Source organism: Caldanaerovirga acetigignens (assembly GCF_900142995.1).
Classification (GTDB): domain Bacteria; phylum Bacillota; class Thermosediminibacteria; order Thermosediminibacterales; family Thermosediminibacteraceae; genus Fervidicola; species Fervidicola acetigignens.
The window spans coordinates 163,469-187,548 of record NZ_FRCR01000002.1 but is presented as its reverse complement, the minus strand read 5'-3'; the positions used below and the strand labels follow the sequence as shown (position 1 = coordinate 187,548).

Annotated in this window: 23 protein-coding genes; all 23 read right to left on the bottom strand. The window is 45.4% G+C overall.

What is annotated here, in order from left to right:
• Nucleotides 1–121 precede the first annotated feature (121 nt).
• Entirely contained in the window at nt 122–1,258 is a 1,137-nt protein-coding gene (locus tag BUB66_RS02485; RefSeq protein ID WP_073254089.1) for a mannitol-1-phosphate 5-dehydrogenase, read from the bottom strand.
• Entirely contained in the window at nt 1,255–1,719 is a 465-nt protein-coding gene (locus BUB66_RS02480; protein WP_198409333.1) for a PTS mannitol transporter subunit IIA, read from the bottom strand. Before BUB66_RS02480 ends, BUB66_RS02485 begins: the two co-directional genes overlap by 4 nt.
• A gap of 16 nt (nt 1,720–1,735) precedes the next feature.
• On the bottom strand, nt 1,736–3,781 hold the full coding sequence (locus tag BUB66_RS02475; protein ID WP_073254083.1) for a BglG family transcription antiterminator: 2,046 nt from the start codon (nt 3,779–3,781) through the stop codon (nt 1,736–1,738).
• Nucleotides 3,782–3,838: 57 nt separating this feature from the next.
• Entirely contained in the window at nt 3,839–5,200 is a 1,362-nt protein-coding gene (locus BUB66_RS02470) for a PTS mannitol transporter subunit IIBC (RefSeq protein ID WP_073254081.1), read from the bottom strand.
• Between the two features lie 178 nt (nt 5,201–5,378).
• Nucleotides 5,379–6,302, bottom strand: a complete 924-nt coding sequence (locus BUB66_RS02465; RefSeq protein WP_073254078.1) for a beta-1,2-mannobiose phosphorylase — start codon at nt 6,300–6,302, stop codon at nt 5,379–5,381.
• Nucleotides 6,303–6,409: 107 nt separating this feature from the next.
• Nucleotides 6,410–6,973, bottom strand: coding sequence for an aminoacyl-tRNA hydrolase (gene pth / locus BUB66_RS02460; RefSeq protein ID WP_073254272.1), 564 nt, complete (start codon nt 6,971–6,973; stop codon nt 6,410–6,412).
• A gap of 50 nt (nt 6,974–7,023) precedes the next feature.
• Complete coding sequence (locus BUB66_RS02455) at nt 7,024–7,683, bottom strand: 50S ribosomal protein L25/general stress protein Ctc (RefSeq protein ID WP_244269719.1); 660 nt, start codon at nt 7,681–7,683, stop codon at nt 7,024–7,026.
• Nucleotides 7,684–7,715: 32 nt separating this feature from the next.
• The gene (locus tag BUB66_RS02450) at nt 7,716–8,654 is read right to left on the bottom strand and encodes a ribose-phosphate diphosphokinase (RefSeq protein ID WP_073254073.1); all 939 of its coding nucleotides are present in this window, start codon (nt 8,652–8,654) and stop codon (nt 7,716–7,718) included.
• Nucleotides 8,638–10,035 carry a bifunctional UDP-N-acetylglucosamine diphosphorylase/glucosamine-1-phosphate N-acetyltransferase GlmU gene (glmU, locus tag BUB66_RS02445; RefSeq protein WP_073254071.1) on the bottom strand — a complete coding sequence of 466 codons (1,398 nt, stop codon included), beginning with the start codon at nt 10,033–10,035 and terminating at the stop codon, nt 8,638–8,640. The genes BUB66_RS02450 and glmU overlap by 17 nt, the downstream gene beginning before the upstream one ends.
• Before the next feature lie 123 nt (nt 10,036–10,158).
• Nucleotides 10,159–10,413, bottom strand: coding sequence for a septation regulator SpoVG (gene spoVG, locus BUB66_RS02440; protein ID WP_073254269.1), 255 nt, complete (start codon nt 10,411–10,413; stop codon nt 10,159–10,161).
• Nucleotides 10,414–10,461: 48 nt separating this feature from the next.
• Nucleotides 10,462–11,286: a pur operon repressor gene (gene purR / locus BUB66_RS02435; RefSeq protein WP_073254068.1), complete on the bottom strand. Its 825-nt coding sequence runs from the start codon at nt 11,284–11,286 to the stop codon at nt 10,462–10,464.
• The gene (locus tag BUB66_RS02430; protein WP_244269718.1) at nt 11,283–12,044 is read right to left on the bottom strand and encodes an NTP transferase domain-containing protein; all 762 of its coding nucleotides are present in this window, start codon (nt 12,042–12,044) and stop codon (nt 11,283–11,285) included. The genes purR and BUB66_RS02430 overlap by 4 nt, the downstream gene beginning before the upstream one ends.
• Nucleotides 12,038–12,742, bottom strand: coding sequence for a GntR family transcriptional regulator (locus BUB66_RS02425; protein ID WP_073254066.1), 705 nt, complete (start codon nt 12,740–12,742; stop codon nt 12,038–12,040). Before BUB66_RS02425 ends, BUB66_RS02430 begins: the two co-directional genes overlap by 7 nt.
• A gap of 11 nt (nt 12,743–12,753) precedes the next feature.
• Nucleotides 12,754–13,608, bottom strand: coding sequence for a 4-(cytidine 5'-diphospho)-2-C-methyl-D-erythritol kinase (gene ispE, locus BUB66_RS02420; protein ID WP_073254063.1), 855 nt, complete (start codon nt 13,606–13,608; stop codon nt 12,754–12,756).
• A 79-nt stretch (nt 13,609–13,687) separates the two neighbouring features.
• Nucleotides 13,688–16,315, bottom strand: a complete 2,628-nt coding sequence (gene cphA, locus BUB66_RS02415) for a cyanophycin synthetase (protein ID WP_073254060.1) — start codon at nt 16,313–16,315, stop codon at nt 13,688–13,690.
• 82 nt (nt 16,316–16,397) lie between these two features.
• Nucleotides 16,398–17,204, bottom strand: a complete 807-nt coding sequence (locus BUB66_RS02410; protein ID WP_073254263.1) for a cyanophycinase — start codon at nt 17,202–17,204, stop codon at nt 16,398–16,400.
• Between the two features lie 67 nt (nt 17,205–17,271).
• Nucleotides 17,272–18,891: a DUF3794 and LysM peptidoglycan-binding domain-containing protein gene (locus BUB66_RS02405; RefSeq protein WP_073254058.1), complete on the bottom strand. Its 1,620-nt coding sequence runs from the start codon at nt 18,889–18,891 to the stop codon at nt 17,272–17,274.
• 114 nt (nt 18,892–19,005) lie between these two features.
• Nucleotides 19,006–19,239, bottom strand: coding sequence for a hypothetical protein (locus tag BUB66_RS02400; RefSeq protein ID WP_159431493.1), 234 nt, complete (start codon nt 19,237–19,239; stop codon nt 19,006–19,008).
• Between the two features lie 174 nt (nt 19,240–19,413).
• Complete coding sequence (locus BUB66_RS02395) at nt 19,414–20,076, bottom strand: CAP domain-containing protein (RefSeq protein ID WP_073254052.1); 663 nt, start codon at nt 20,074–20,076, stop codon at nt 19,414–19,416.
• A 177-nt stretch (nt 20,077–20,253) separates the two neighbouring features.
• The gene (locus tag BUB66_RS02390; protein ID WP_073254049.1) at nt 20,254–21,261 is read right to left on the bottom strand and encodes a chymotrypsin family serine protease; all 1,008 of its coding nucleotides are present in this window, start codon (nt 21,259–21,261) and stop codon (nt 20,254–20,256) included.
• A gap of 97 nt (nt 21,262–21,358) precedes the next feature.
• The gene (locus BUB66_RS02385) at nt 21,359–21,619 is read right to left on the bottom strand and encodes a Veg family protein (protein ID WP_073254047.1); all 261 of its coding nucleotides are present in this window, start codon (nt 21,617–21,619) and stop codon (nt 21,359–21,361) included.
• Between the two features lie 132 nt (nt 21,620–21,751).
• Nucleotides 21,752–23,197: a stage II sporulation protein D gene (gene spoIID, locus BUB66_RS02380; protein ID WP_280144529.1), complete on the bottom strand. Its 1,446-nt coding sequence runs from the start codon at nt 23,195–23,197 to the stop codon at nt 21,752–21,754.
• Between the two features lie 7 nt (nt 23,198–23,204).
• Entirely contained in the window at nt 23,205–24,056 is an 852-nt protein-coding gene (gene yabG / locus BUB66_RS02375; protein ID WP_073254041.1) for a sporulation peptidase YabG, read from the bottom strand.
• Between the last annotated feature and the right edge of the window lie 24 nt (nt 24,057–24,080).

The following is a 24,080-nucleotide window of genomic DNA, read 5'->3' as shown; positions in this document are numbered from 1 at the left end:
CGTCAATTTTTTAAATGTCCCTAATAGCATTATCCCCCGAGCCAGCTTAGTATAATCTGCAATAAATAAAGCACCCCCTGGGATCTAGCCAAGGAAGTGCTTTTTAGAGATTTTTTTCTTTTTATAAAAAATATCCTTTTATAATCTCGAATAATGGATTTTCTTCTGGTATACCACATACCTTTTTTAGAACTTGCTCTATTCCTTCATCTTTAATCATCATCTGCAGTTTGAGGGCTTCTTCATCCTCTTCATAGTCGAATTTTAAGGCTGCGGCTATTCCCTTGCATAAATTATGGGGAGTTATCCCGAGCTGCTGGGCTTTCATAGCCGGATAAATTAATCGGTCTTCAGGGCCCAATTTTCTCAAAGGATTTCGCCCCACACGAACTACAGCATCTTTCAGAGCTGGATTTAGAAAACGCCTCAACGTACTTTCGATGTAATTGCCGTGCTCCTTTTTATCAAATCCAAATCTGGTCGTCAGGTAAGTTCCCGACTCTTCCATCGCCCCCCTGACCGTCTCAAGTATACTTTTTTCATTCAGCGCATCAAGTATAGTGCCGTAACCTTTTTGGTAACCGAGGTAAGCCGCCACTGCATGTCCGGTGTTCAATGTATAAATTTTTCGCTCTACGTAAGCCCGCAGGTTATCAACAGCTTTCATCCCCGGGATTGACGGTATTTCCCCAGCAAAGCCTCCGGCATCCACCACCCATTCGAAGTACGGTTCTACTGAAACATCAAGGAGAAAGGTCCCTTCCTGAGGGGGAACTATCCTGTCCACCGAGGCATCAGGAAATCCCACCTTTTTTATCGCCTCCTGTCTTTCTTCAGGTGTAAGTTTTTCCATGACCTTTTCTTTTAAAAAAGTAGATGCACCCACCATATTTTCGCAAGCAATAACATTGAGTGGCTTCGATGAACGCTTTAACCTGAGCGAAATACCCGATGCTATAATAGGAGCTATAGCCTTCAAGACACCCGGCCCCACCGCCGTTGTAACTATCTGAGCCTCGATTATCTTTTCAGCGACCATTTCCTCGTCTGATGCCAGGATGCCCTCCACGCCTTCAACCAGATGGACCTTAAGCTCGTCGCCCTTTTCCAAAACCTTGTAAGAACCGCTTTTATTGAGCTCTTCTATCAAACCGGGATTTATATCGACAAATACTACACGGTACCCGGCCTTTGCAAGCAAAAAACCTATGAAGCCCCGCCCTATGTTGCCAGCACCAAAATGAACAGCCGTCTTCATCTTGAAAACCCTTCTTTCAGCAACCTTATGATTTCTTTAGGATTCTTGGTTTTTACTAGTTTTTTCACCCTATTTTCATCTTCGCAGGCTGTCGCAATATTTGCTAGAATATCAAGGTGTTCGTCGCCCTTTGCTGCTATTCCTATTACTATATACGCCTTGTTCCCGTTGCCGAAATCAACTCCTTCAGGAAACTGGGCCACTGCAAGCCCGCTCTTTTTGATCTTTTCTTTTGCTTCGCTTCCGCCATGAGGAATTGCAATCCCATTCCCAATATACGTGGATAAAAGTTCCTCTCTCTTTTTCATTTCGTCTATATAAGAACGTTCTACATGCCCTTCTCTTACCAGTAACTCACCCACTATTTCTATAGCTTCATATTTATCTTTAGCTTTCGCGCCTACTGCAACGGCCTTTTCGCTAATCAATTCATCTTTTTTCCTGAAAAAAGCAAACGCCAACTTCATTACCCCCTATCTATTTTAAAATCCTAATAAATGACCTAATCACTTCCACATCAGCACCGTCTTTAAGCAATTCGGCAAAGCCTTCTTCTTCTATCAAAGCTGCGCTTATACGTCCCATTATCTCCATCTCTTTCGGCGAAGATTTTTTAGGAAGTAGCATTAAAAGACATGCCTTGACATCCTCTATTCCACCATCCATACTTTTCATCTTAAGAGGTTTTTCCAGGCGAAAAAGTCCCAAAAAAGGCTTTTCTACTCCAACGGTCCTGGCGTGGAGCACTGAGATTCCCGCCCCGGGCACGGCAGTCCCCGACTTCAATTCTCTTTCATTAATATCCCTTTTCACTTCCGATACAGAAATTATCCCCGGCTTTGACTTAATCTTTTCCCCTATGGCATCCAGTAGTTCCTCAAAAGTTCCCGTATTTACTTTTTCCAGCGAAAAATGTTCCAGCAGTTCAAACGCTATATCGCCGCCCGTCTTTTGCTTTTCGCAGCTTTTTTTATCCAAAAAAGTCTTCTTCCTGATTAAAGTCTTGATATTTTCCACATCATCGTAGGATAATAGCGGAGACACCACTATTACCGGCAGCCTGTCTTCTTCTAAAGGCACGGTAGATATCACGGCCTCTGTCTCGGGGTGTTTTTCCAGAGCCCTTTCCAAATCTAACAGCGAAACCACATCGATGATTTCCAAATCCGGCAGCTCTTTCTTTATACGACTTGCCAGCATCCTGGCGCTTCCGATGCCGCTTGGGCATACCAGCACTACCCCTGCCTTCTCTATCTTCCTCTCAAGAGCTGCACCTATGTGCATTGCTATATATCCTATCTCTTCCTCCGGAACCTGAACGCCAAACCGACTTTCCAAAACCCGAGCAGCTTTTTTCGCCACCCATAAGAGGTCCGGGTAGGCATCTTTTATCTGGGGAAGAATAGGGTTTCTAATTTCCATTCCCATCCTCATTCTAACGAGAGCGGGCTTCAAGTGCATTGCCAAATCTTCTACAGCCCTAGCATCCCCTGCCAGGTCCCGCTTCAGTTCCCTGCCCGCTTCTTTTAGGATTTCCAAAGAAGCTTCCACAGCTTCCTGGTGGTCCATTACAAAAAGTTCCCTGAAGTCTTCATCCCCGGCGCGGAGTTTAGCCCCCAAAAGATGCATTGTTATATAGCCAAGTTCTTCTTCAGGAATTTTTACTCCAAAAGTCGTTTCCAGCCGACTTGCAAGCCGAGCTGCTAGTTCGAACTCCTTGGTCCCTCTCATTGCAGAAAGGAGCGCACCATCTATTGATATAACCTCTCCGTTTTTTAACCTTTTCAAAGCAAGGGCTACGTGGACCAGCAAGCCGGCATACGCGCTGTCCGCTAAGTTTATTCCGTTTTCTTCAATGGTCTTTTTTAAAATACTTTCTACACTTTCAAGCCAATTTTTCTCAATAAAACCAAAAAACCTACCTTTTATCCTCTCAACCCAATCTTCATTCTTTAAAACCCCCTTCAGATTCTCTCTTATAAGCCTCACCAGTTGCGTTTCATCGAAGTATTCGTAAAAAAGCTCGGTAATGAGGTGCCTTATATTTTTTTCGGGTCCTTTTATAAAAACCCCAAGTCCCGGCCTCCTCACAAGCTTCAGTCCATATTCAGAGAGCAATTCTTCCACTTCATCTAAGTCGTTGCTTATCGTAGCTTCCGTAACTCCAAACTCCTTTGCCAGGCTGTATAGTTTTTGAGGCTCCTTGTTCTCCAGCAAAAACAAAATGATAAGCTTTTGCCTCTCCTCATGGGTTACCCTTTCATCTTGATAGGCTTTCTCTATGTCCCGTTTCAGATTTTCAAGGGAATCGCTTTCGCCTTCCAGGCTTATGCCCTTCCCTGATTTTCTCTGGAGTTTTATCCCATAGGCCTTCAATTTATCAGAAAGCCCGGGTAAGTCTCTGAGAATCGTTCGCCTGCTAACCCCTAAAATACTTGCGAGCTTTTCGGCAGTAGCCTGCCCTTCAAACAACACCCTTATTATTTTCCTTTGCCGCCTGGTAAAACTCACGTTCATCACCATCTTGAAAAAATGAGAGTAACAGCTTGAGCTGTTACTCCATATTATTTCCTTTTTTCATCATTTTTTCAACCTATCGACCAGTTCATCGTATATCGGATTATTCACGAAAGTTTCGATTGATACATGCTCTGCACCGGGGACTTTTGCTTTTGCCCGCGCAGTAAGTTCTCTGTGCGTAATTACTATATCGGCGTCTTCCGGAATTTCGTTTATGGCGGTGTGCACTACTTCAATATCCAAACCTGCTTCCTTGATTTTCCTTCTCAAGACCGAAGCACCCATGGCTGATGAACCCATGCCACCATCGCAGGCAAAAACTATTTTTCTTATTTTTGGCCTTTTTGTTACCTCGTGTGCCCTTCCGCCTTTAAGCTGGCTCACCATCTGCTTTGCAGCATCCAGGTCTTCCTCGTCCTGAGCGAAACGCTTTAGAAGCAGGGAAGACACAAGAAAGGACACCAAAGCCGAAAGCGCGATACCTGCCAACACCGGAATTAGGCCGCCTTTAGGTGCCATAGCTATTTCCGCGAAAATGCTTCCCGGCGATGGGGTCGCCACAAGCCCCGCACCAAGGGCGGCAAAGGTGAACACACCGGCAGCTCCGCCCAGGATCACAGCGATCACCAGTATCGGATTCATTAGTACGTACGGGAAGTAAATCTCGTGGATTCCGCCAAAAAAGTGTATAATTATCGCACCGGGCGCAGACTGCTTAGCCATCCCCTTACCCACGAGCCAGTAGGCCAGGAGCACTCCCAAACCAGGCCCCGGGTTAGTCTCGAGCAGGAAGAAAATGGACTTGCCTTTCTGGGCGACTTCCGCCACTCCTAGTGGTCCCAAAATCCCGTGGTTAATGGCGTTGTTTAAAAACAATATTTTGCCAGGCTCTATGAATATAGAAGCAAGAGGTAAAAGTCCCATATTCACTATGGCCTGAACTCCTGCAGCCAGGACCTTGTTGAGACCCAAAACCACCGGGCCTATGGCAGAATATGCCAGAATCGTGACTATCATGCCTACAATTCCTGCAGAAAAGTTGTTCACCAGCATCTCAAATCCGGCCGGTATCCTGTCTTTCAATGCTTCGTCCACCTTTTTTATAACGTATCCGCCTAGTGGACCCATTATCATCGCACCCATGAACATTGGTATATCCGAGCCCACTATTACGCCCATAGTGGCTACAGCGCCGACGACACCACCCCTCACATCGTGCACCATCTTTCCGCCTGTATAACCTATTAACAGCGGAAGTAGATAAGTAATCATGGGGCCTACTAATTTGCCCAGGTGTTCATTGGGAGTCCAGCCAGTGGGGATAAAAAACGCAGTTATAAGCCCCCACGCTATAAAGGCACCGATGTTGGGCATCACCATTCCGCTTAAAAATCTCCCAAAAGCCTGAATTTTTGCCCTCATAAATTCACCCTCCTCTTAAATTTTGTCACCAATAGATGGTGACATTATTTTATGAATTTCTTATATTTTCTGATTTTATTATATCCTCTATTTCTTTACGGTGCAATAAAAAGATAATAAAGGTCTGTCCCCATCAGACGGTGACAATTTTAAAAGCCGGCACTTTTCGCCGGCTTTATTATGCTACAGCCCTTGCCCTCCTAAACTTTATGTCTGCTTTGTTTAAATATGCCACCCCTATAGCGCTATCCGCCCCTGCATAGTAGATGTATATGTCGTCGCCCTTTACAGCATGTCCGCAACTGAAGACTACATTCGGCACATATCCTTCTTTTTCCCATGAAAGCTGCGGCTCCATTATGGGGTCTTCCTGCCTCGCTAAAACTTTCGAAGGATCTTCGAGGTCCAAAAGAGCAGCTCCAAGCCTGTACGTATTTTTTGAGTCGGCTGCATGGTATATCAAAAACCAGCCGTCCTGGGTCTTTATAGGGGGTCCTGCTATGCCTACTCTTGCGCTCTGCCACGTACCTTTCACAGGCTCTAAAATGGGTCTGTGGTCGTGCCATGCTTTTAAATCTTCTGAGAAAGCTATCCAAATATTCGGGTATCTGCGGTGAAGCATGACGAACTTTCCGTTTATTTTTTCTGGGAAGAGCGAGGCGTTTTTATTTGGCTCATCGAGCACTATTCCGTGTTTTTCCCATTTAATGAGGTTTTTGGAAGTTGCAAGACATATACGCCAGTCGCCGTCGAATCTTCCGCCGAATGCCACGTACATCATATAATAGGTATCGCCAATCTTGACTACCCGTGGATCCTCACATCCTCTCTGTTCGTGAGGCTGGTCGTTTGTGATTATTGGAGCCCGTAGCCTGTTAAAATTCAAGCCATCGGTGCTTACCGCGTAACCCAACCTCGAAATGTACCGCCCGTATTTCTCATGGGGGCCTATGTTTGAAGCTCTGTAAATCAGGTGGAAAAGGCCGTTGTCATAAATGGCAGCGCAGTTGAACACCGCTGCCCTCTCCCATTCGCTCTCCGCTTCTCCATTTCGTTTTGGCTCAAGAATAGGTTTTTCGGTAAGCCTCTCTAGCCTTATCATTTCCCTCTCCCTCTGGAAGTTGTTTTAACTAAAATACAGTATTTTATTATACCAGGGGATTTAGTTTAATTCCAGGTAATTGTATGCCTTTTATAACAATATATGGTTTAAGGCATAAATCCGTTATACCTGTTCATGGCCTCTTGTACCCCTTCCTTTACTATAGCGAGGGCAGCATCTGCTGCGGCTTCTATTGCAGATTCTACAGCTTGATTTTCTTCAGGATCGAAATTTCCTAACACATGATCGACCACATCGCCTTTTGGCCTCCCGATGCCCACCCTTATCCTTAGAAAATCCTCGCTTGATAAACAGGATATTATGGATTCCATACCCTTATGTCCACCCGAGCTGCCCTTTCTCCTTATTCTGAGCCTCCCAACCGGAAGGTCCATATCGTCGTAAATCACAATTAGGTTTTCCGAAGGGACTTTATAATACCTCACCGCCTCCCCTACACTTTGGCCAGAAAGGTTCATAAAAGTCATCGGTTTCAGGAGGATGATTTTCTCTCCTCCGTAGGTAGCTTCTCCAAAAAGTCCTTTGAACTTAATCTTGTCCACCTTCACACCAAGTTTTTCGGAAATTTTTTCAAGCACCTTAAATCCCACATTATGCCTGGTATTCTCATATTCTTTGCCCGGATTTCCCAGTCCGACTATCAAAAACAAAACGTTCCACCTCCGGTAAAAGAAAAGCGCAACATTTTGTTGCGCCAAAATCACTCCTCTTTCTTTTCCTTGCCCTTGCTCACTACTTCCGGCTCCGCAGATTCTCCGGCAGGCGCTTCCTCTTCTTCAATGGTCGGCGCGAGCACAGTGACGATCACTTCCTCCGGGTCATCTAGGACCGTTATCTTTTCGCTCAGCTTAATGTCTTTGACCATTAAAACATCGCCTATCTTAAGGTGAGAAATGTCCACTTCGATGAATTCGGGTATGTCTGTCGGCAATGCTTCTATAGTCAGTTCATGCAACTGGTGCTGCAGCACGCCGCCGGCCTTGACGCCCTCCGGCTCACCTTTCAGGATAATGGGCAAGTCTACCTCAATTTTGTCCGTCATGGACACCCGGTAAAAGTCTATGTGAGTAATAACGCCCTTTAAGTGGTCCCTCTGGATTTCTTTAATGATAACCGGGTATTTTTCTTCACCCAGTATTAAATCGATAAGAACGCCTTCGCCGTGAGTTTTAAACAATTTATTTATTTCTTTGGCGTCTACGGCAACAGCTTTTGTCTCTATGTTCTTTCCGTAAAGTACCCCGGGTATTTTGCCGCTTTTTCTGAGCTCGTTTAAATGGCCTTTTCCAGCAAGCTTTCTCTCTTCAACTGCAAGACTTACCTGAGCCATCATCCTTCCTCCTTTCTTAATTACGGACATTAGTATAACCTTTTTGTCACAATAAATCAATATCAATCAAAAAGAGTGCTCACCGATTCGTTGTTATGGATGCGTTTTATCGCTTCGGCAAATGTCTGTGCTACTGACAAAACCTTAATTTTGTCAATTTTCTGGTGTTCTCTCAACGGTATGGTGTTTGTCACCACAATTTCTTTTATGGGCGAGGCAGAAAGCCTCTCAATGGCCGGCCCCGAGAGCACCGGATGGGTACAGCAGGCGTAGATTTCTTTTGCCCCGTGTTCCAGCAAGGCCTGGGCTCCCAGTGTTATGGTGCCCGCCGTATCTATGATGTCGTCTATCATAATTACTGTCTTGCCCTTCACTTTTCCTATTACATTCATTATTTCGGCCATATTGGGTTCGGGTCTTCGCTTATCTATTATGGCGATGGATGCGCCCAGCCTTGTGGCCAGTTCCCTTGCCCTGGTAACTCCACCCACGTCAGGTGACACCACCACCGGGTCTTCTATTCCCTTTTTCCTGAAGTAGTCAGCCAGTATCGGCACCGCCATCAAATGATCTACCGGGAAATCGAAAAATCCCTGGATTTGGCCGGCATGAAGGTCCATAGTCAATACCCTGTGAGCTCCTGCAGTTGAGATGAGGTCTGCCACCAACTTTGCAGTTATGGGGTCACGTGCCCTTATCTTCCGGTCCTGCCTAGCATAACCGTAATACGGTATTACGGCTGTAATGCGCCATGCAGAAGCCCTTTTGAAAGCATCCAACATTATCAATAGTTCCATCAAATGGTCGTTCACTGGATAGCTCAATGGCTGAACTACAAAGACGTCGGCCCCCCTCACGCTTTCGTTAATCTTTACCTGAATTTCCCCGTCACTGAATGTGTTTACTACCGCATCCCCTACTTCGATTCCGAGATTCCTGGCTATTTCCCGTGCGAGCTCCACATTGGCGTTTCCCGTAAAAATTTCAAGCCTGTTTTCCATCGCTTTTATTCCCTCCTTCGCGTTCTTTGCGTTTCCTCGCCCATCCGGATATATTTTCCTGCCGCGACCTTGCTATTGCTAAAGCTCCTTCCTCCACGTCCTTGGTTATCGTGGAGCCTGCGGCTATATAGGAACTGTGCCCTACCCTAACCGGCGCAATAAGATTGGAGTTGCAACCTATGAAAGCCTCATCCTCCACCACCGTTCTGTGCTTTTTAAAGCCGTCGTAGTTTACAAAAATCACCCCTGCACCGATGTTGACATTGCTTCCTATATCGGCATCTCCAACGTACGAAAGGTGAGGCACTTTAGAGCTTTCGCCAACTTTGCTGTTTTTTATTTCCACGAAATCTCCCACCTTAACTCCCGCCATCAAATGGGTTCCAGGACGTATGTTAGCAAAAGGTCCTATTTTTACGCCATCCTCGATCACGCTTTCCCTTATATGGCACATGGCAATCTCCACATTGTTACCTATGCAGGAGTCTACTATCCTGCTGTATCCCACTATCGTACAGCATTCTCCTATCTTGGTTTTTCCTTCTAGGATCACTCCGGGGTAAATGATGGTATCCCTTCCGATTTCAACTCCTGCATCCACAACACAAGAATCAGGGGCCAAAAACGTAACTCCCCCCCTCATAAAGCGATGAATTATCCTCTTTTGCATTACAGACTGGGCCATCGCCAGTTGTATCCTATCGTTTACCCCCTGCACCTCGCTCGGGTCTTGAACTTCATAGGCCAAAACATTTTCTCCCTCTCGGTTGAGTATCTCCACTACATCCGTTAGATAGTATTCGCCTTGTGCGTTGTTATTATTTACCTGGCGTAGTGCTTCAAAAACCCGTTCCCCATCGAAGCAGTATATGCCGGAATTTATTTCGCCGATGGCCTTTTCTTCCTGAGACGCATCCTTCTCTTCCTTTATGGCGATCACCCTATACCCTTCCCTTATAATCCGCCCATAACCCGCAGGGTCCTTCACCTTCGCCGTCATCACCGTCGCAGCGGTTAGGTTCCGGATATGATATTCAACCATGGACTTTAAAGTTTCGCTGGTAACAAGAGGCATGTCTCCATAGAGCACAAGGAGGGTTTCTTCTCCTTTTACTGCACTTTCTGTTTGCAAAAGTGCATGTCCTGTACCTTTTTGTTCAGCCTGCAGGACAAATTCCACCTTTTGCCCTTCAAAAGCTCTTTTTATTTCCTCCGCACCCCTGCCCACCACCACAATTATCCTCTTGGCTCCGGCCTCCTTAGCCTGAGAAATCACGTGTCCCAGCATGGGAACACCGCATACCTTGTGAAGCACCTTAGGTATGCTAGAGTTCATACGCGTTCCTTCACCGGCTGCCAAAATAATCGCAGTAAAGTCCACACCCGTTTCCCCCCATTATGGTTCATTGGAAAACACAAACCTTCTCGTACTTCGACATTTTTCGCAAAAATCCTCTCTAGTTCAAAAAGAAAAATATAGGACAGGAACTGCCCTATATTTACTTTACACTCCTGCTTCATATTGTCTTAAAATCGCCTGCTCAATCTTAGCTCTAGAAGTTTTATTTATAGGATGAGCTACGTCTTTGAAGCGGCCACTTGCGGTCTTGCGGCTGGGCATGGCGATGAAAAGGCCTTTTTCCCCTTCTATAATCCTTATATCGTGGACCACAAACTCGTCGTCGAACGTCACCGAAACAATGGCCTTCATCCTGCCCTCATTTTCTACCTTCTTTATACGGACGTCAGTTACTTCCAAGGCCATGCCTCCCCCTAACCCGTTTTTTTAGTAGTTCTATAAAAAATATCAAAATCCTTCTTTGTCGTTTTGAAATTTGAGGGGTTTTAAGATAATTTGGCCTGTTTCAGCATCAATCTTTTCAAGCACCATGAGTGAGATATAGTTTTTCACCAGTTTTTCAACCGGTAGGGCAGTTGTCACCAATACCGCCACTCCCACCACTTCCGCTCCAAACTGCCTCACCAGTTCCATCATGCCTCGGGCGGTGCCTCCGCCCTTCATAAAATCGTCGACTATAAGTACCCTCGCATTCTTTGACAGGGCCCTTGTGGGCAATGCCATATTTTGAATCCTCTGGCTTGAACCCGATACATAGCTTATATTAACCGAAGGCCCTTCTGTTACCCTGCTGTCTCTTCTCGCCACCACCAGGGGCACTCCCAGGGCTTTTGCCGTCATCAAAGCCAGCGGTATTCCCTTAGTTTCAACAGTAAGGACGCAGGACGGTTCTTCTTCTACGAATATTTGAGCAAAAATTTCGCCTATTCGAGAGGAATACTCCGGAGAAAATATTATATCAGTCATATAAAGATAGCCCCCCGGGATTATCCTGGACCGGTCTGATAAAACACTGCAAAGCCCCAAAATAAAATTTTCGATTTCCTCTTTTGGCCTTTTTATTCGAAATCTGACGCCACCCGCCGCGCCGGGAATTGTTTCCAATACACCTTCTCCGCCTTCATAAAAGGCGTCCTTTATTATATTCAAATCTTCGCTTATAGAAGATTTAGCCGCATCGTACTTTTCGCCGAAAAACTTCAATGTGAAGATGCGGTTGGGATTGTCGCTTAAGAATTTGGATAAAAGCACTAGCCTTTTGCTCCGCCTCATTGTAGTACCTCCCGCGCCAGTACTCTTCGTGCAAGCTCCAGATCGCTTTCCTTGTCCACATCGCTGCCTAACTCAGGGAATCTACTTATTACAGCCCGGGCGTTTATGCCAAAAAGTTCAAAGACCCTTTTTTCAATTTCGGAAATGGTAATCCGTCCCAATAAGAACTTCAGCACTACTGGTATTCCTAAAATAGCAGCCAGCTTCCAAGGACTCTTCCTGTAAATAAAAAAATCCCTGGCCTTGTTAAGGCACTTTTTGCCGCTGCCAACCTTGACTAAAACCGCATTGCCCCCGGTAAACGTCCCTTCCTTTACCTTTACGTAAGTCCTCTTCACCCCGGGAAACTTTCTTTCAGTATCTTCCTTTGAAATTATGGGGTATGCAAACTCAGCGTCAGACTCTTTTGCCCTTTTCACAAAATCATCCAAGGCTTCCGGCGTTATCATCGGAATATCTGAAGTCAAAATCAGAACTTCATCTTCGTCTGAAAAACATTCAAGACCTTTTATTACGTTGTCTATGAGTTCATAGCCTTGCTGGACTATTTCAACTTCGTAATTTTTAATTACCGAGCTCAGTTTTTTTTCAGGTCCCACTACAACAATTTTTTCTATGTAATCAAGTTTTTTCAGGGCCTCTAAAATATAAAGAATCATCTCGCGCCCGTTTATTTTAATCAATGCCTTAGGGGTTTCTTTATCCTCTTTCAACTTATCGTTTTTTCCGCTTCCGGCCAAAATAAGGGCCTTCAGCATGGCAGGTCATCCTCCATCATATTCATCTCTTTTCTCAATATATTCATCACGTTGTTTTCTACCTTTTCTATGTGTTCTTCGGCCAACTTTTTGGCGAGTTCTACATTCCTTTCGGTTATGGCTTCCACAATCTTTTTGTGTTCCTCCATAAGGCTCTTAATTCTCGCCTTGTTGGTAAAGGACTGAACTCTGAACCGGTCTATCTGTTCTTTCAGGTTATTTATTATCTGCACAAGCCTGTCGTTCCGGGTTGCTTTGAATAATATCTGGTGGAACTCGGCATCTTTTTTTATCACCATATCCACATCTTCTTTTTCGGCCGCTTCGTTTATTTCCACCAGAATTTTTTCAAGGCTTTCTATCTCTTCTTCGGTTATTCGCTCTGCAGCCAGCGCAGCAGCAAGGCCTTCCAGAGCTTGCCTTATTTCGAACACATCAGCGGCATCCTTCAGTGAAAGCCCCGCCACATAAGCCCCCTTTCTTGGAATCATCACCACCAGGCCCTCTAGTTCCAGCTTGCGTATTGCTTCCCTTACCGGTGTCCTGGAAACCCCCATTTCTTCGGCAAGCTGGACTTCCATAAGCCTCTCTCCGGGTTTTAAGTCTCCCGAGATTATGGCCTGTCTTAAAACTTCGAACACGATCTCCCTCAAGGGCTTGTAATTGTCAAGCCTTATCGATTTAAACTTCCCCACCATTTTTCTCCCTCCTAAGCCATGCAGGATATTAAAATCGTGCATCCCGGAAGCGACAACGATGTAGCTGCTCTTTCGGCATCTTTTTTTGTCTCAAAAATACCGTATACAGTTGGGCCGCTGCCTGACATTAGACTTCCAAAAGCACCCCTCTCCTTCAACATCTCCTTAAACTTCCTAAGTTCCGGATGCTGTGCAAAGGTAACCTCCTCTAGGACATTGCACAGGCCTTTTGCTATTCCCTCAAGGTCTCCTTTCTTTATACTTTCTATTACAGTTTGAGTCTCAGGCCTTTTTTTAATAGAATTAATTTTTAGTCTATTGTACACCTCTCTAGTGGAGACCGAATAAGGCGGTTTAATCAATACAAGACTTGCAGGCGGGACTGCAGGGAGGCGACTTAGCTCTTCCCCTTTGCCGCATGCAAGAGCCGTGCCTCCCATGACGCAAAACGGCACATCAGCGCCTAACTTTTCTCCAAATAGCATCAGTTCTTCTGTCGAAAGCCCCAGTTCAAAAATCTCGTTCATCCCTTTTAATACCGCTGCCGCATCAGCGCTTCCCCCGGCAAGTCCAGCCGCAACGGGGATCTCCTTAAATATTTTTATTTCAACCCCTGCGTCGAGATTAAACTCCTCTATAAGCAGTTTAGCTGCCTTAAAGGCAAGGTTAGCTTCACCGTCAGGAATGGCTTTAGAATCAGCTACGATTCTTATATCCTTCTTGGGAAGAAGGGAAATAACTAGATAATCCCTCAAGGAAATCTCTTGCATTATCATTTCTACCTGGTGATAACCATCGGGCCTTTTGTAGAGCACATCCAGCGTCAGATTTATCTTAGCCTTTGCCTCCAGTTCAACCGCGTACAAATCCTCTCCCTCGCTTTAAAAAGCTCTATTATATATTTCAGGGAAAAATATCAAAATCCTTCTCTTTTTTTAAAAATAATTATACTATCCCTGCCAAAGCAGGAGTTTCCTCGTGGCTTTTAATGGCTTCCTTAATGGCTTTTAGAGCTGTCTCATATTTTTCGTAAAAGATAACTACAAGATCGCCTTCTCTGGCATTCTCAATAGCAAAAGCTATGGCCTCGCTCTCTTTTAAGATAACATCAATCTGTTCTTTTTTCAATCCAGCCTTCAAAGCTCCCTTCACGAGCAACGACGCCACCTCTCCCGGCTTCCTGCCCCGCAGGTCTTCATCCTCTTTTACCACAAGCCGCTGAAAACCCCGTCCAGCTACCTGTCCCAGCATTAAGATAGCATCGTCCCTCCTGTCGCCGGGGCTTGCTATAACACCTATCATACGTGCAGGATTCATGGATTTAGCAGTAGCTATTACCGCTTCCAGCGCGGCTGGGTTGTGTCCGTAATCGAGAATTATTCTCATACTGCTGCTTTCAATTATGTTCAATCGTCCGGGATTATTTTTTTCATCGCACTTGAAAGCCAAAAGAGCGTTCTTTACGGTATCCGAAGGCACACTCAGAGCCCAGCTAGCAGCTACTGCCGCCAGGACATTTTGAGCGTTGTGCTTTGCTTTTCCCCTTATTGTCGCAGGTATTTCAGTAATTTTCATCAATGGCATAACATCCTTTTCCGAGTGCAAAACTATTACTCCGTCCTTTAAATAAACGCCCCGACCTCCTTCGGATAGGTGTTTCCGGAGCACGAGATTGTCCTCCTCGAGGCTGAAAAAGATTACGTTACCCTTTAGCCTCTTTCTCACCTCCACCGAAGCGACGTCGTCGGCATTAAGCACTGCATATCCTTCAGATTTTACCTGCTCTGCCACTAAAGACTTCACGAAAATCAAGTCTTCGAGGGTATGAACTCCATCCTGTCCAAGATGGTCACCGGTTATGTTCGTAATTACGCCAACGTCAGCTCTGTCATAAGAAAGCCCGCCGCGTATCAGACCTCCCCTTGCGATTTCCAGGACCGCCGCTTCCACCGAAGGATCCAAAAGCACCATCCGGGCGCTTTCAGGCCCACTGCAGTCGCCCTTTTTCACGCAATGCCCTCCGATATAAACGCCATCCGTGCAGGTCATGCCAACTTTTAAGCCGTGATGGGCCAAAATGGCGGCTATCATCCGGACAGTAGTGGTCTTCCCGTTAGTGCCCGTAACTGCAACCAGCGGAAATTTCGGAGGATCTCCTGGAAAAAGCATGTCAACTATAGCTTTTGCCGCAGGCCTGGACTCCCCTTCCGAAGGATAAAGATGCATCCTGATTCCCGGCGCCGCATTGACTTCTATTACCGCACCCCCGCTTTTTTCGATGGGCACCGATATATCCTCTGTTGTCACGTCTATTCCGGCCACATCCAGTCCCACCATGGCCGCAGCCCTTTCGGCCAAGGTCCTGTTTTCCGGGCATACCAGGTCCGTTACATCTCTAGCAGTGCCGCCGGTACTGAGATTGCAGTTTTCCCTGAGGAAAACGACTTGTCCGTTTTCCGGGATCGAATCGAGGGTATAACCGTGCTTTGCCAGCACCCGCAGCACAACAGGGTCGATTTTTATTTTAGTGAGGGGTTTTTCGTGCCCTTCGCCCCTCCTGGGATCGTTATTTGTCATTTCTATCAGTTCCCTTATGCTGTGGATTCCGTCCCCCACTACGAGGGCCGGTATTCTCTCTGCAGCGCAGACAAATTTTCCGCCCACAACGAGCAAGCGGTAATGCCTGCCCCGGATGTATTTTTCCACTAGGACTTTTGGACTGTACTCTGATGCAATGCGGAAAGCTTCTGTCACTTCCTTTTCGTTTTTTAAATTCAGGCTCACACCTTTGCCCTGATTCCCGTCTATGGGTTTTACCACAACCGGGTATCCTATTTCTTCAGCAGCCTTTACCGCTTCTTCCTCGGTGTAAACCGCTATACCATCCGGAACGGGAATTCCCGCCAATGTAAGCATCCTTTTAGTCAAAATCTTATCACAGGCTATATCTACCGCAACACAGCTCGTTTGGTTAGTCAGGGTGGCTTTTACCCTTTTCTGAAAAGCCCCGTAACCTAATATGAGAAAGCTCCCATCCCCAATCCTGGTAACCGGAATCCCCCTGCTTTTTGCTTCCAATTCTATTGCCGACGTGCTCGGACCCAGTTCTTTTTCTGCCGAATAATGCTCTATCTTCGAAAGCTCCTCTGCAAGGTTTACATCCTTTCCGTTTAATAGCTCTTTTACCAACCGCACAGCAAGTTTTCCCGCCTCAAGGGCCGCATATTTTTTTTCATAGCCGAACACTACGCTATAGACTGTTTCCTCCCACCACCTGGCCCTGCCGAATTTTACATCCTGGCCCAATAAGTTTAAAAGCTCCAAGGCCACGTGTTCTATGACGTGAGGAATGTACGTGCCCTCATCAAGTCTTATCAGAAAGCCGCCGGGCCTATCAAAGCAGCAGTGGTGCAGGGCAAGGCCGGGGAGTTTTTCTAAAAGCCTTTCTTTAAATCCTCCCAATTCTTTTGTGGAAACGTCATCCCATCTTCCTATATCCACCAGCATCCTTATTACCGGCTTTGGGCTGTAAATGTTGGGCCCTTCAAGGGCTCTTATATCGACTATCCTCATCAAATTTCCTCCTTTTAAGACTTACACCAACTCTTAGAAATATACTATCCATTTCTCTAAGGTATATGCATTTTTCCACCTTTCATTCAAATAGAGGCCTTCTCTTTTTCATATCAAAACCCAATCCAGGTGACAGGACGTGTATTGCAATATTGCATACGGCAAGAGGTTCACCCGGCCCGAGCTCCGAAACATTCGTAAAGCTTATGCAATTTCCATCCAATACGGTTACGGTATTAGAGCCTATCACCCAAAAATTACCATCCGGGTGGACAACGATCGCCGTGTCCTCGTCTATACCAACCCCTAAAATAAATGGGTTTTGGGCAACAGCCATTAAAAGGCGGGCCATCCTCCCTCTCTGAGCAAAATGCTGGTCAATTACCACCTCTTCCAACAGCCCAAGGCCTGGCGCCATGCTGACAATGTTTCCTTTAGGCGCCTCGTCTCCTTCTCCCCCTATTATCATAGTATCGCTCATGGCAGCAGCCCCTGCGCTGGTCCCCGCAATAATTACACCCTGTCTGTATGCTCTTTCGAGCGCATAATGGGCTTTAGTGCCTCCAAGAACGCTGGTTATACGTAGTTGGTCTCCGCCCGTAAAGAATATCCCCGTGGAACTCGCGATGCGCTCTGCAACCGATTCCTTGTTGGCATCGCTCCGGCTTTTGATATCGAGGGTTTCTATATGCCCTACACCTATCCCAGAAAAAATCTCGACGTACATTTCCCCGACCTCTTGATGGTCCTGGGATGCAACGGTAATCACAGTAACGTTTGCCTTGCCTTGCCCAGAAATTTCGGCAAACTTTTTTAATATCTTTTTGTCCCCGCTATGGTCTTCTGCTCCTCCTATTACCATTAAATATCCCCTGACTTTTTCTCCCAAAAAAATCACCCCGGCGTTATTTTCCCCCAAAAAAAATAATAAAAATCCCGCATTCTGCGGGAATTTTTTAATGCATCTGTCTCGGGATGATTAACTTTTGTCCGGGGTATATCAAATCGGGATTTGCGATGTTGTTCGCCTTTATTATTGCGTCTAAAGTGACGTTGTATCGTTTTGCTATTTTCCACAGAGTATCGCCCTTTTGCACGATGTATATTGTCATGTAAGGTTTATCGTCTTTATACTCTTTTTTCTCTCCTTTTTTCTCCTCTTCTGCCGCTTCTTCCACGTCGACGACCACATCCATCTGCACCATTCTGGTAACCTTCGCCACGAGCTTCAATACTACCCTTACCTCATACCTGCGAGAGTCATTTGGGTCAACTTTGGAAGAAACATGCTCTACCTCCACTTCGTAATCAAGCGCCATGTCTTCTCTTGCTCCGGGAATTTCCACAAAAATTGTAAATGGGGTTTCATTTTCAACAAAATGAACCGGCTGTTGGGGGGAACAGTACGGTGCTTCGGCTACATACAGCGTTTCCAGTTTCAGCACACCTTCGACCACGACTTTATCCTCAATGATTTGGGTTTCTGTGACTTTCACTCTGGCTTCAGTTTTGAAAATTTGCTCAATGGGCGGTTTTTCCACAGGCACTTTAAAGGTTTCTTTAACGACTATCTGATTTTCTCCTTCACCGATAACTTTATCTACTTTAACTTTTGTCTTTTTCACATCAAGCCTTTGAGACGGGCTGAAAAGGTCTTCCACCACTTCTATGGTCTTGGGCTCTAAAACTTTTGCTTTTATATCAAGGACAGCTTCCACCGTAATGCTTCTTTCATCCTTTTTTCGGGCTCTTATGTGTTCTACGCTTACTTTTACTGTTTTAGACATGTCATGCCTGCAATCCGGCACTTCTACGAACTCTGTGAACGGTATTTCGGCTTCCATAAAATGCACCGGCTGCTGGGGAAGGCCTTCGCGGACATCACCTACATAAAGGATATCAATCTCTAAAACGCCCTCTATTACAACCTTGTTGTCAAGCGCCTTCGTCTCCGTGGTCCTGACTTTACCTTCGGCCTTTAATATCTCGAGGATGTCCGGTTTTTTGGGCGGCACGTCGACTTCGCTCTTTACTACCTTCTGCGCCCTCCCTTCGCCAACTACGTGGTCAATCCGTATGCTTTCTTTTAATACCTGGAGGTCCGCAGGCCCCGTGGCACCAACCACTATCTCAAGCTGTACCCTCTTTGTTACTTTCACGAAAAATTCCACAATAATCCTCACTTCGATTTCACGGGGCCTTGTGTTATTTTGGAAAAACTGCACGTGTTCTACCCGGCCTTTTACCTTGACGTCCATGTTTTTCCTGGCACCTGGAATTTTAGCAAAAACACTGAAATCCACATTCCCTTCTACAAAATGGACCGGCTGGGATTCGGCAGGAACTTTTCCGACATAAAGCGCTTCAACGTCAACATAGCCTTCTATTACAACTTTGTCGTCTATGACGTTTACATCCAGGTTCTCCGTATTCACTTTTGCTTCTACCGACAGCACCTTTTCTATATCTGGCTTGCCGTAAGGAAGCATTATCGAACCTTCTACGATAGCCTGCACTTTATCTTCTCCGACCACCTGATCTACTTTAACCAATTGTTTATCTAATCTTACTCCCATAGACTCCCCTCCTTTTGTAAAACCTCTAATAATATATATGTAAGGCCGGAGAAATATGTTCCACCGAAAAACAAAGACGGACATCCCTCGACACCCGTCTTTAAAAACGTGATATTATTGGAGTAAATTTTCAATATCATCATTCTTTGTTTCACCCTTTCGCTGCGGAGTTTTCGGAAGGTCTATTATTTCATCTTGCGGAAACTTGGGAATAGGATATTGCAATTCGTCATTAGAATGTTTTCTCCCACAATCTTTCGATATTAAATTTTCCCTGTAATACAGGTAGATTACCACAATAAAAATGCCGAGAACCACAGCCAACGAGAAAAACGCCACGAACCCCACCTCTTTAAACAAGTTTAAAAACCCTTCCCCATTCCGGGGCAATAACAGTATATGAATTTAAAAAGAAAATGTGAAAATAAAAAAACCCGCCTAATTTTTCTGCGGGTTAAAATCTAAAAAATTACTCACAATATCCACATGTTATCCACAGGAAATACACACCTGTGAAAAACTTTATTCTGTTCCTATAAAAAGCTGAGTGAACATTTTTCCGTACGGCCCGCCTTCAACGACCCCTATGCCAATGCGGTTATAGTTGGGACTCAAGATATTGGCCCGGTGGCCCGGACTGTTCATCAAACCCTCATGGGCTTTAAAGACGTTAGGAGCTCCTGCCAAGTTTTCCCCCGCGTATTTGTAAGTTATGCCCGCTGACTTCATCATATCAAACGGCGTTCCGTAGACAGGGGATGTGTGGCCGAAGTAATTGTTCAGAATCATGTCCTTGCTTTTCTTTCTTGCAAGTTCCACCAATCTCATGTCAATTTGAAGGGGCTTTAATCCCGCTTTAGTTCTTTCGGCGTTTACTAAATCCAGCATTTGTTTTTCATCGGCCGTTAGACCCTGGACTTGGGTAGTTTCCTGCTTATCGTTCGGTTTGCTGTCCTGTGTATTGGATTGGTTTTGAGGCTTTAGTTCGAAAAACTTCGAAACATTTAATGTGAACATATATTTTCCGCTCTTTAACACGCTTTCGATCGGAATGCGAAAAACCTTTACGGTGCCGTTATAGGTTACCTTAAGGTTTACCCATCCAGAAGCAAAGGCTACTGCAGGAAGCACTGCAAGAAAGACGATCAAAATAAGCGCTGCAAAATATTTCAGAGTTTTTTTCATTCTTACCGCCTCCCAAGCCGGATTTCTCATCTATTATATCTTTTTATCTTTTATTGAACAATCCGCCGATATCTCCATAAAAACAGGATAAGGGGAATGTCTATCCCCTTATTCATCAAAAATCGCTTCGTCGCCGAATATCCTGCCAATGGGTTGTATACCCTTCAATGGCATATTTTAATAAAATTTGACTCCCAAGAGCTTAAGCACCAGCGATATTGGATTGATCAAGGTAGCCACCTCAGATCCAGCAAAAAGCAGCCCTACCGCTTCCATCTTTTCATTTACCACAAGCGAACCACTGTCACCCGGTTGTGCCATCGGACCCGCAAGCAACTGGTCATGGAAGGTAGCTTCTTCTCCCGGGCTCATAATCACCCTTATCCTCACACTAAGAGCTCTTATCTCGCTCTTTGATACGCCGCTGGTACGGCCGCTTTTTATTAAAGTCATTCCTATGCTGGGCTCTGCTAAGCCTTTGATCTCGCCTAGCTCCATAATTTCGGCTTTGACGTAGTCGGGATCTACAGGTTTTGCTACCGCAGCATCTACAAAATTATACGCTGGTTTTTGTTTCAGGAATGCCACCTTATAGTCCGGTTTCAGGAACTTTAGAAAAAAATTTATAAAATTTTCACCCCTTTTTGCTACGGAGCACCTGCTGGGAGCTAAATCCTTCTCAACTGGAACAAACCTGTAAAGGTGGGCTATGACGTCCTCCGCCCCCCCACCGTCATAAGGGCCGGGCTGCAGTATGGGGTCTCCTATGGAGGCCCTGCCGTCTCTGCCATTTGTAGCATTGGCAAGCACGTGATTGTTTGACAATATTAGAGGCTCCCCCGTTGCTTCATCTTTGACCACCGCGCCAAAAGTTCCTGCTGTAACTTTATAATGCCCTATGCTCACACCAGGCATAGCCGGTCTTGTTTTTTGCGTCCTGACATCGAGAAATCTCACCTCGCCCACTTCTATCACGTCGGTCATCACATTTTCGAGTTTTTTGGGCAAAATTTGGCTTCTCGGCAACTCTCTTTCAGGTTTTTTCTTCTTAACGAGGACGATGACAGCAGGCTCGTTAGTAGTCCTACCCTCTACTATCTTGTAGCCCAAGCCAGTCCCCACTACATTTTCTATCGAAAAAAGCTTTTTTTCATAGCGCCTGAGCACTCTTTCAGCCCGTAACACAAAGACCCCCCTTTGCCGGTAAAAGGCCAGTTTAGTATATAATTATTCAGCAAAGGGAGGTTTTGTTTTAAATTTAAAAAAAAAGTCCTTTTAAGGACTAATTGGCACTTTTTTCTTTCAAACAGGGCATAAGCTGGACGGTTTCGGTAAGGATGTCCGAATAGCTATACGATATGCGCCTTATTGAATCTGGCGCATCCTCAACTCTCACAACAAAGATGCTTGGATATACCTTTTCCAATATACCTTCCTGTTCGAAAATCTTCTTTCGCCCCCGATTAGCTTTAATCTTGACCCTCTTCCCGACATAAGGCTCAATGCTCTTTTTTATTTTGAGGAGAGTGTTCTCGGTGGCCATAAACCTCACCTCACAAAAATACAAAATACGTAATAAATTATATCATTAATTTCCCGTGATGTCAAATATTATAATATTTTAGCAGCCATTATGTCTTTTGTCAACTGTTTTATTGCAAAAAAATAAGGCCTTTTAACTAAAATGGCCCTGATAATACGCTATTATTCCGGTTAATATAGCATAAGCCGCCCTTTCTCTAAATTCTCTCTCTGAGAGCAATCTCTCTTCTTCCGGATTGCTCAAACATGCAACGTTAATCAACGTCGAAGGTATTCGGGTTTCCCTCAAGAGATAAAGGTCCGCTTCTTTCACTCCTAAATCCTTCAGCTTCAATTCTGAAATAAGTTCCTTATGAATACAAAGCGAAAGCCTCCTGCCCTTTTCGTCTCCAGGCAAATAGAATAGTTCTGTGCCGCCGGATTTTTCGTCCTCCCAACAATTTTGATGGATGATTACAGCAATATCCGCATTGCTATCGTTTATTACTCTAGCCCTCTCGTGGAGACTCTTGTATTCGTTTTTATCTCTGGTCATCACCACCCGGGCTCCTTCCTTTTTTAACAATGATTCGAGACTTCTTGCTATCTCTAAGTTTACGTACCCTTCAGACAATCCCATCGGCCCGCAGTGGTTGGCATCTCCTCCTCTCCCTGGATCAATAGCTATTATTTTGCCGAAAAGGGGTTTTGCCACAGTAGGCGCTTTCAATTCCGATAATTCAACGCCGGTAAAGTAGAACTTTAAAATTTCATCCAATGGAAAACCCATAAGTGCCATAGTACGTGCCCCGTGCTGACACATACCCAGCCCATGGCCCTTCCCCATAACCTCGAAAGTTATTGCCGAAATTTTCCAACTTATCTTTGTAGAATTAAATCCCAATAATCTTTTGACATCGGCACCGTCGAAGACCATATCTCCTATTTTTATCTTCCTAATTCTTCCAGACTTTGTGCTTTGAACATTATCTATGATGCCAGGAACCCGACTTTTATCGAACCTGGCTTCATCTAAAGCTATGCCAAGTTTATTTTTGAGCTGCTTCTCAGAAAAAGTTCTTACTGTGCGCCATTCGGCGGAATTCTTGCAATAATCGCACTCCACCCTTCTCAGATAGCTTACACTGTTGCCCCAGACGTTTTCCGAATCCTCGGTACTCCCCCCGCACGCCCGGTGATACACGGCCTCGATGGGCTTGCCGTTATAAGTCAGGATAATACCTGCAGTATCCATGACTGCCTCTTTGACTTTACTGCTGTACTCCTCAAACCTCGCACCCCAGAGTATTCTTCTTTCTTCTTCATCTAAAAAACCCTGGCAATGCTCCGGGTCGGTGCAGACTTCAAAGCCGGGGTGCCTGCGGCATCCGCTGCCGCCGAAAACAGTCATCCTTCTTACCGCTATAGTCCTCGAGCACACCGCCTGAGCTTTTAAGGCTTCTAAAGGAAATTCCGCCGGCATGGCAAAGGCGACGGCACCTTCCACGTACTTTTCCATATCGAGTACATTTTCTTTTTTTCCCACGACATCGAACATTTTAATCTTTACATTTATTTCTTCTCCTTCCATAATGCGCACCACCTCGTTATTCGTAAGGAGAACGGGGCAATCCTTGCCTCAGTTTACCCCTCGTCTTGACCCCTCCTATGCCTTTAATACCTGTTATGGTGGCATCTATCACATCCTGTACCGAGACGACCTGGTCGAAAGGCGTATACGCTATTTTTTCGATTACAAAAACGGGGTCAAGGGCGTGAATAAATACCCGGTGAGGGGAACTTGCAAAATTGGCCCCCGCTTTTATGAGCTCTTCGTAGTGGGATTGGCAGGCACCGGCGAAAATCACCAGATCGTCCAGCGAAGGCTGATATCTCCTGACCTCCCTGACGGTCTCTATGAAATATTTAGAATTCCTGTAGGCATCCACGTTTTTAAAATCGCTCCTGTTTTTCAAAAGGCCGTCGTGACCCGTTATCACCAGGATATCGGGATTGTACTCCATCACCAGCTCTTTTATTTTTTTGGGCTGGTCTTTTTCAGCCAGATTCACGCCGTAGGCTTCTATTTCCAGTTGTTTGTAAGTGGAAAGGCAAAATTCCAGATAGTCCTGGTCACCGTCCACATGGAGCACTCTCCCAGGTATATAAAAAAAATCGTTTTCTTCAGAATTTCCCCGATTTAATCTGCTGATCTCCAGTTCCCGGCGGTAAAAAATTCTCTCCATGCATTCATTTGCCTTTTTAATATACTCCTTTCTGTACTCACGCACTTCCGCCGGGGAGGGATGAACGAGGTCATCGAAAGGGGCATCGGCAATTATCCTGACGTTTATACCTTTCAATACGGCGATTTTTTTCTCCTCTCTTATTTCGATCACCTTAAAAAACACATCTTTCCCGTAGGAAATCCTAGCCACCACATCCCCTACCCTCACCATTCGGCTTTCCACCTCTTTTCGACT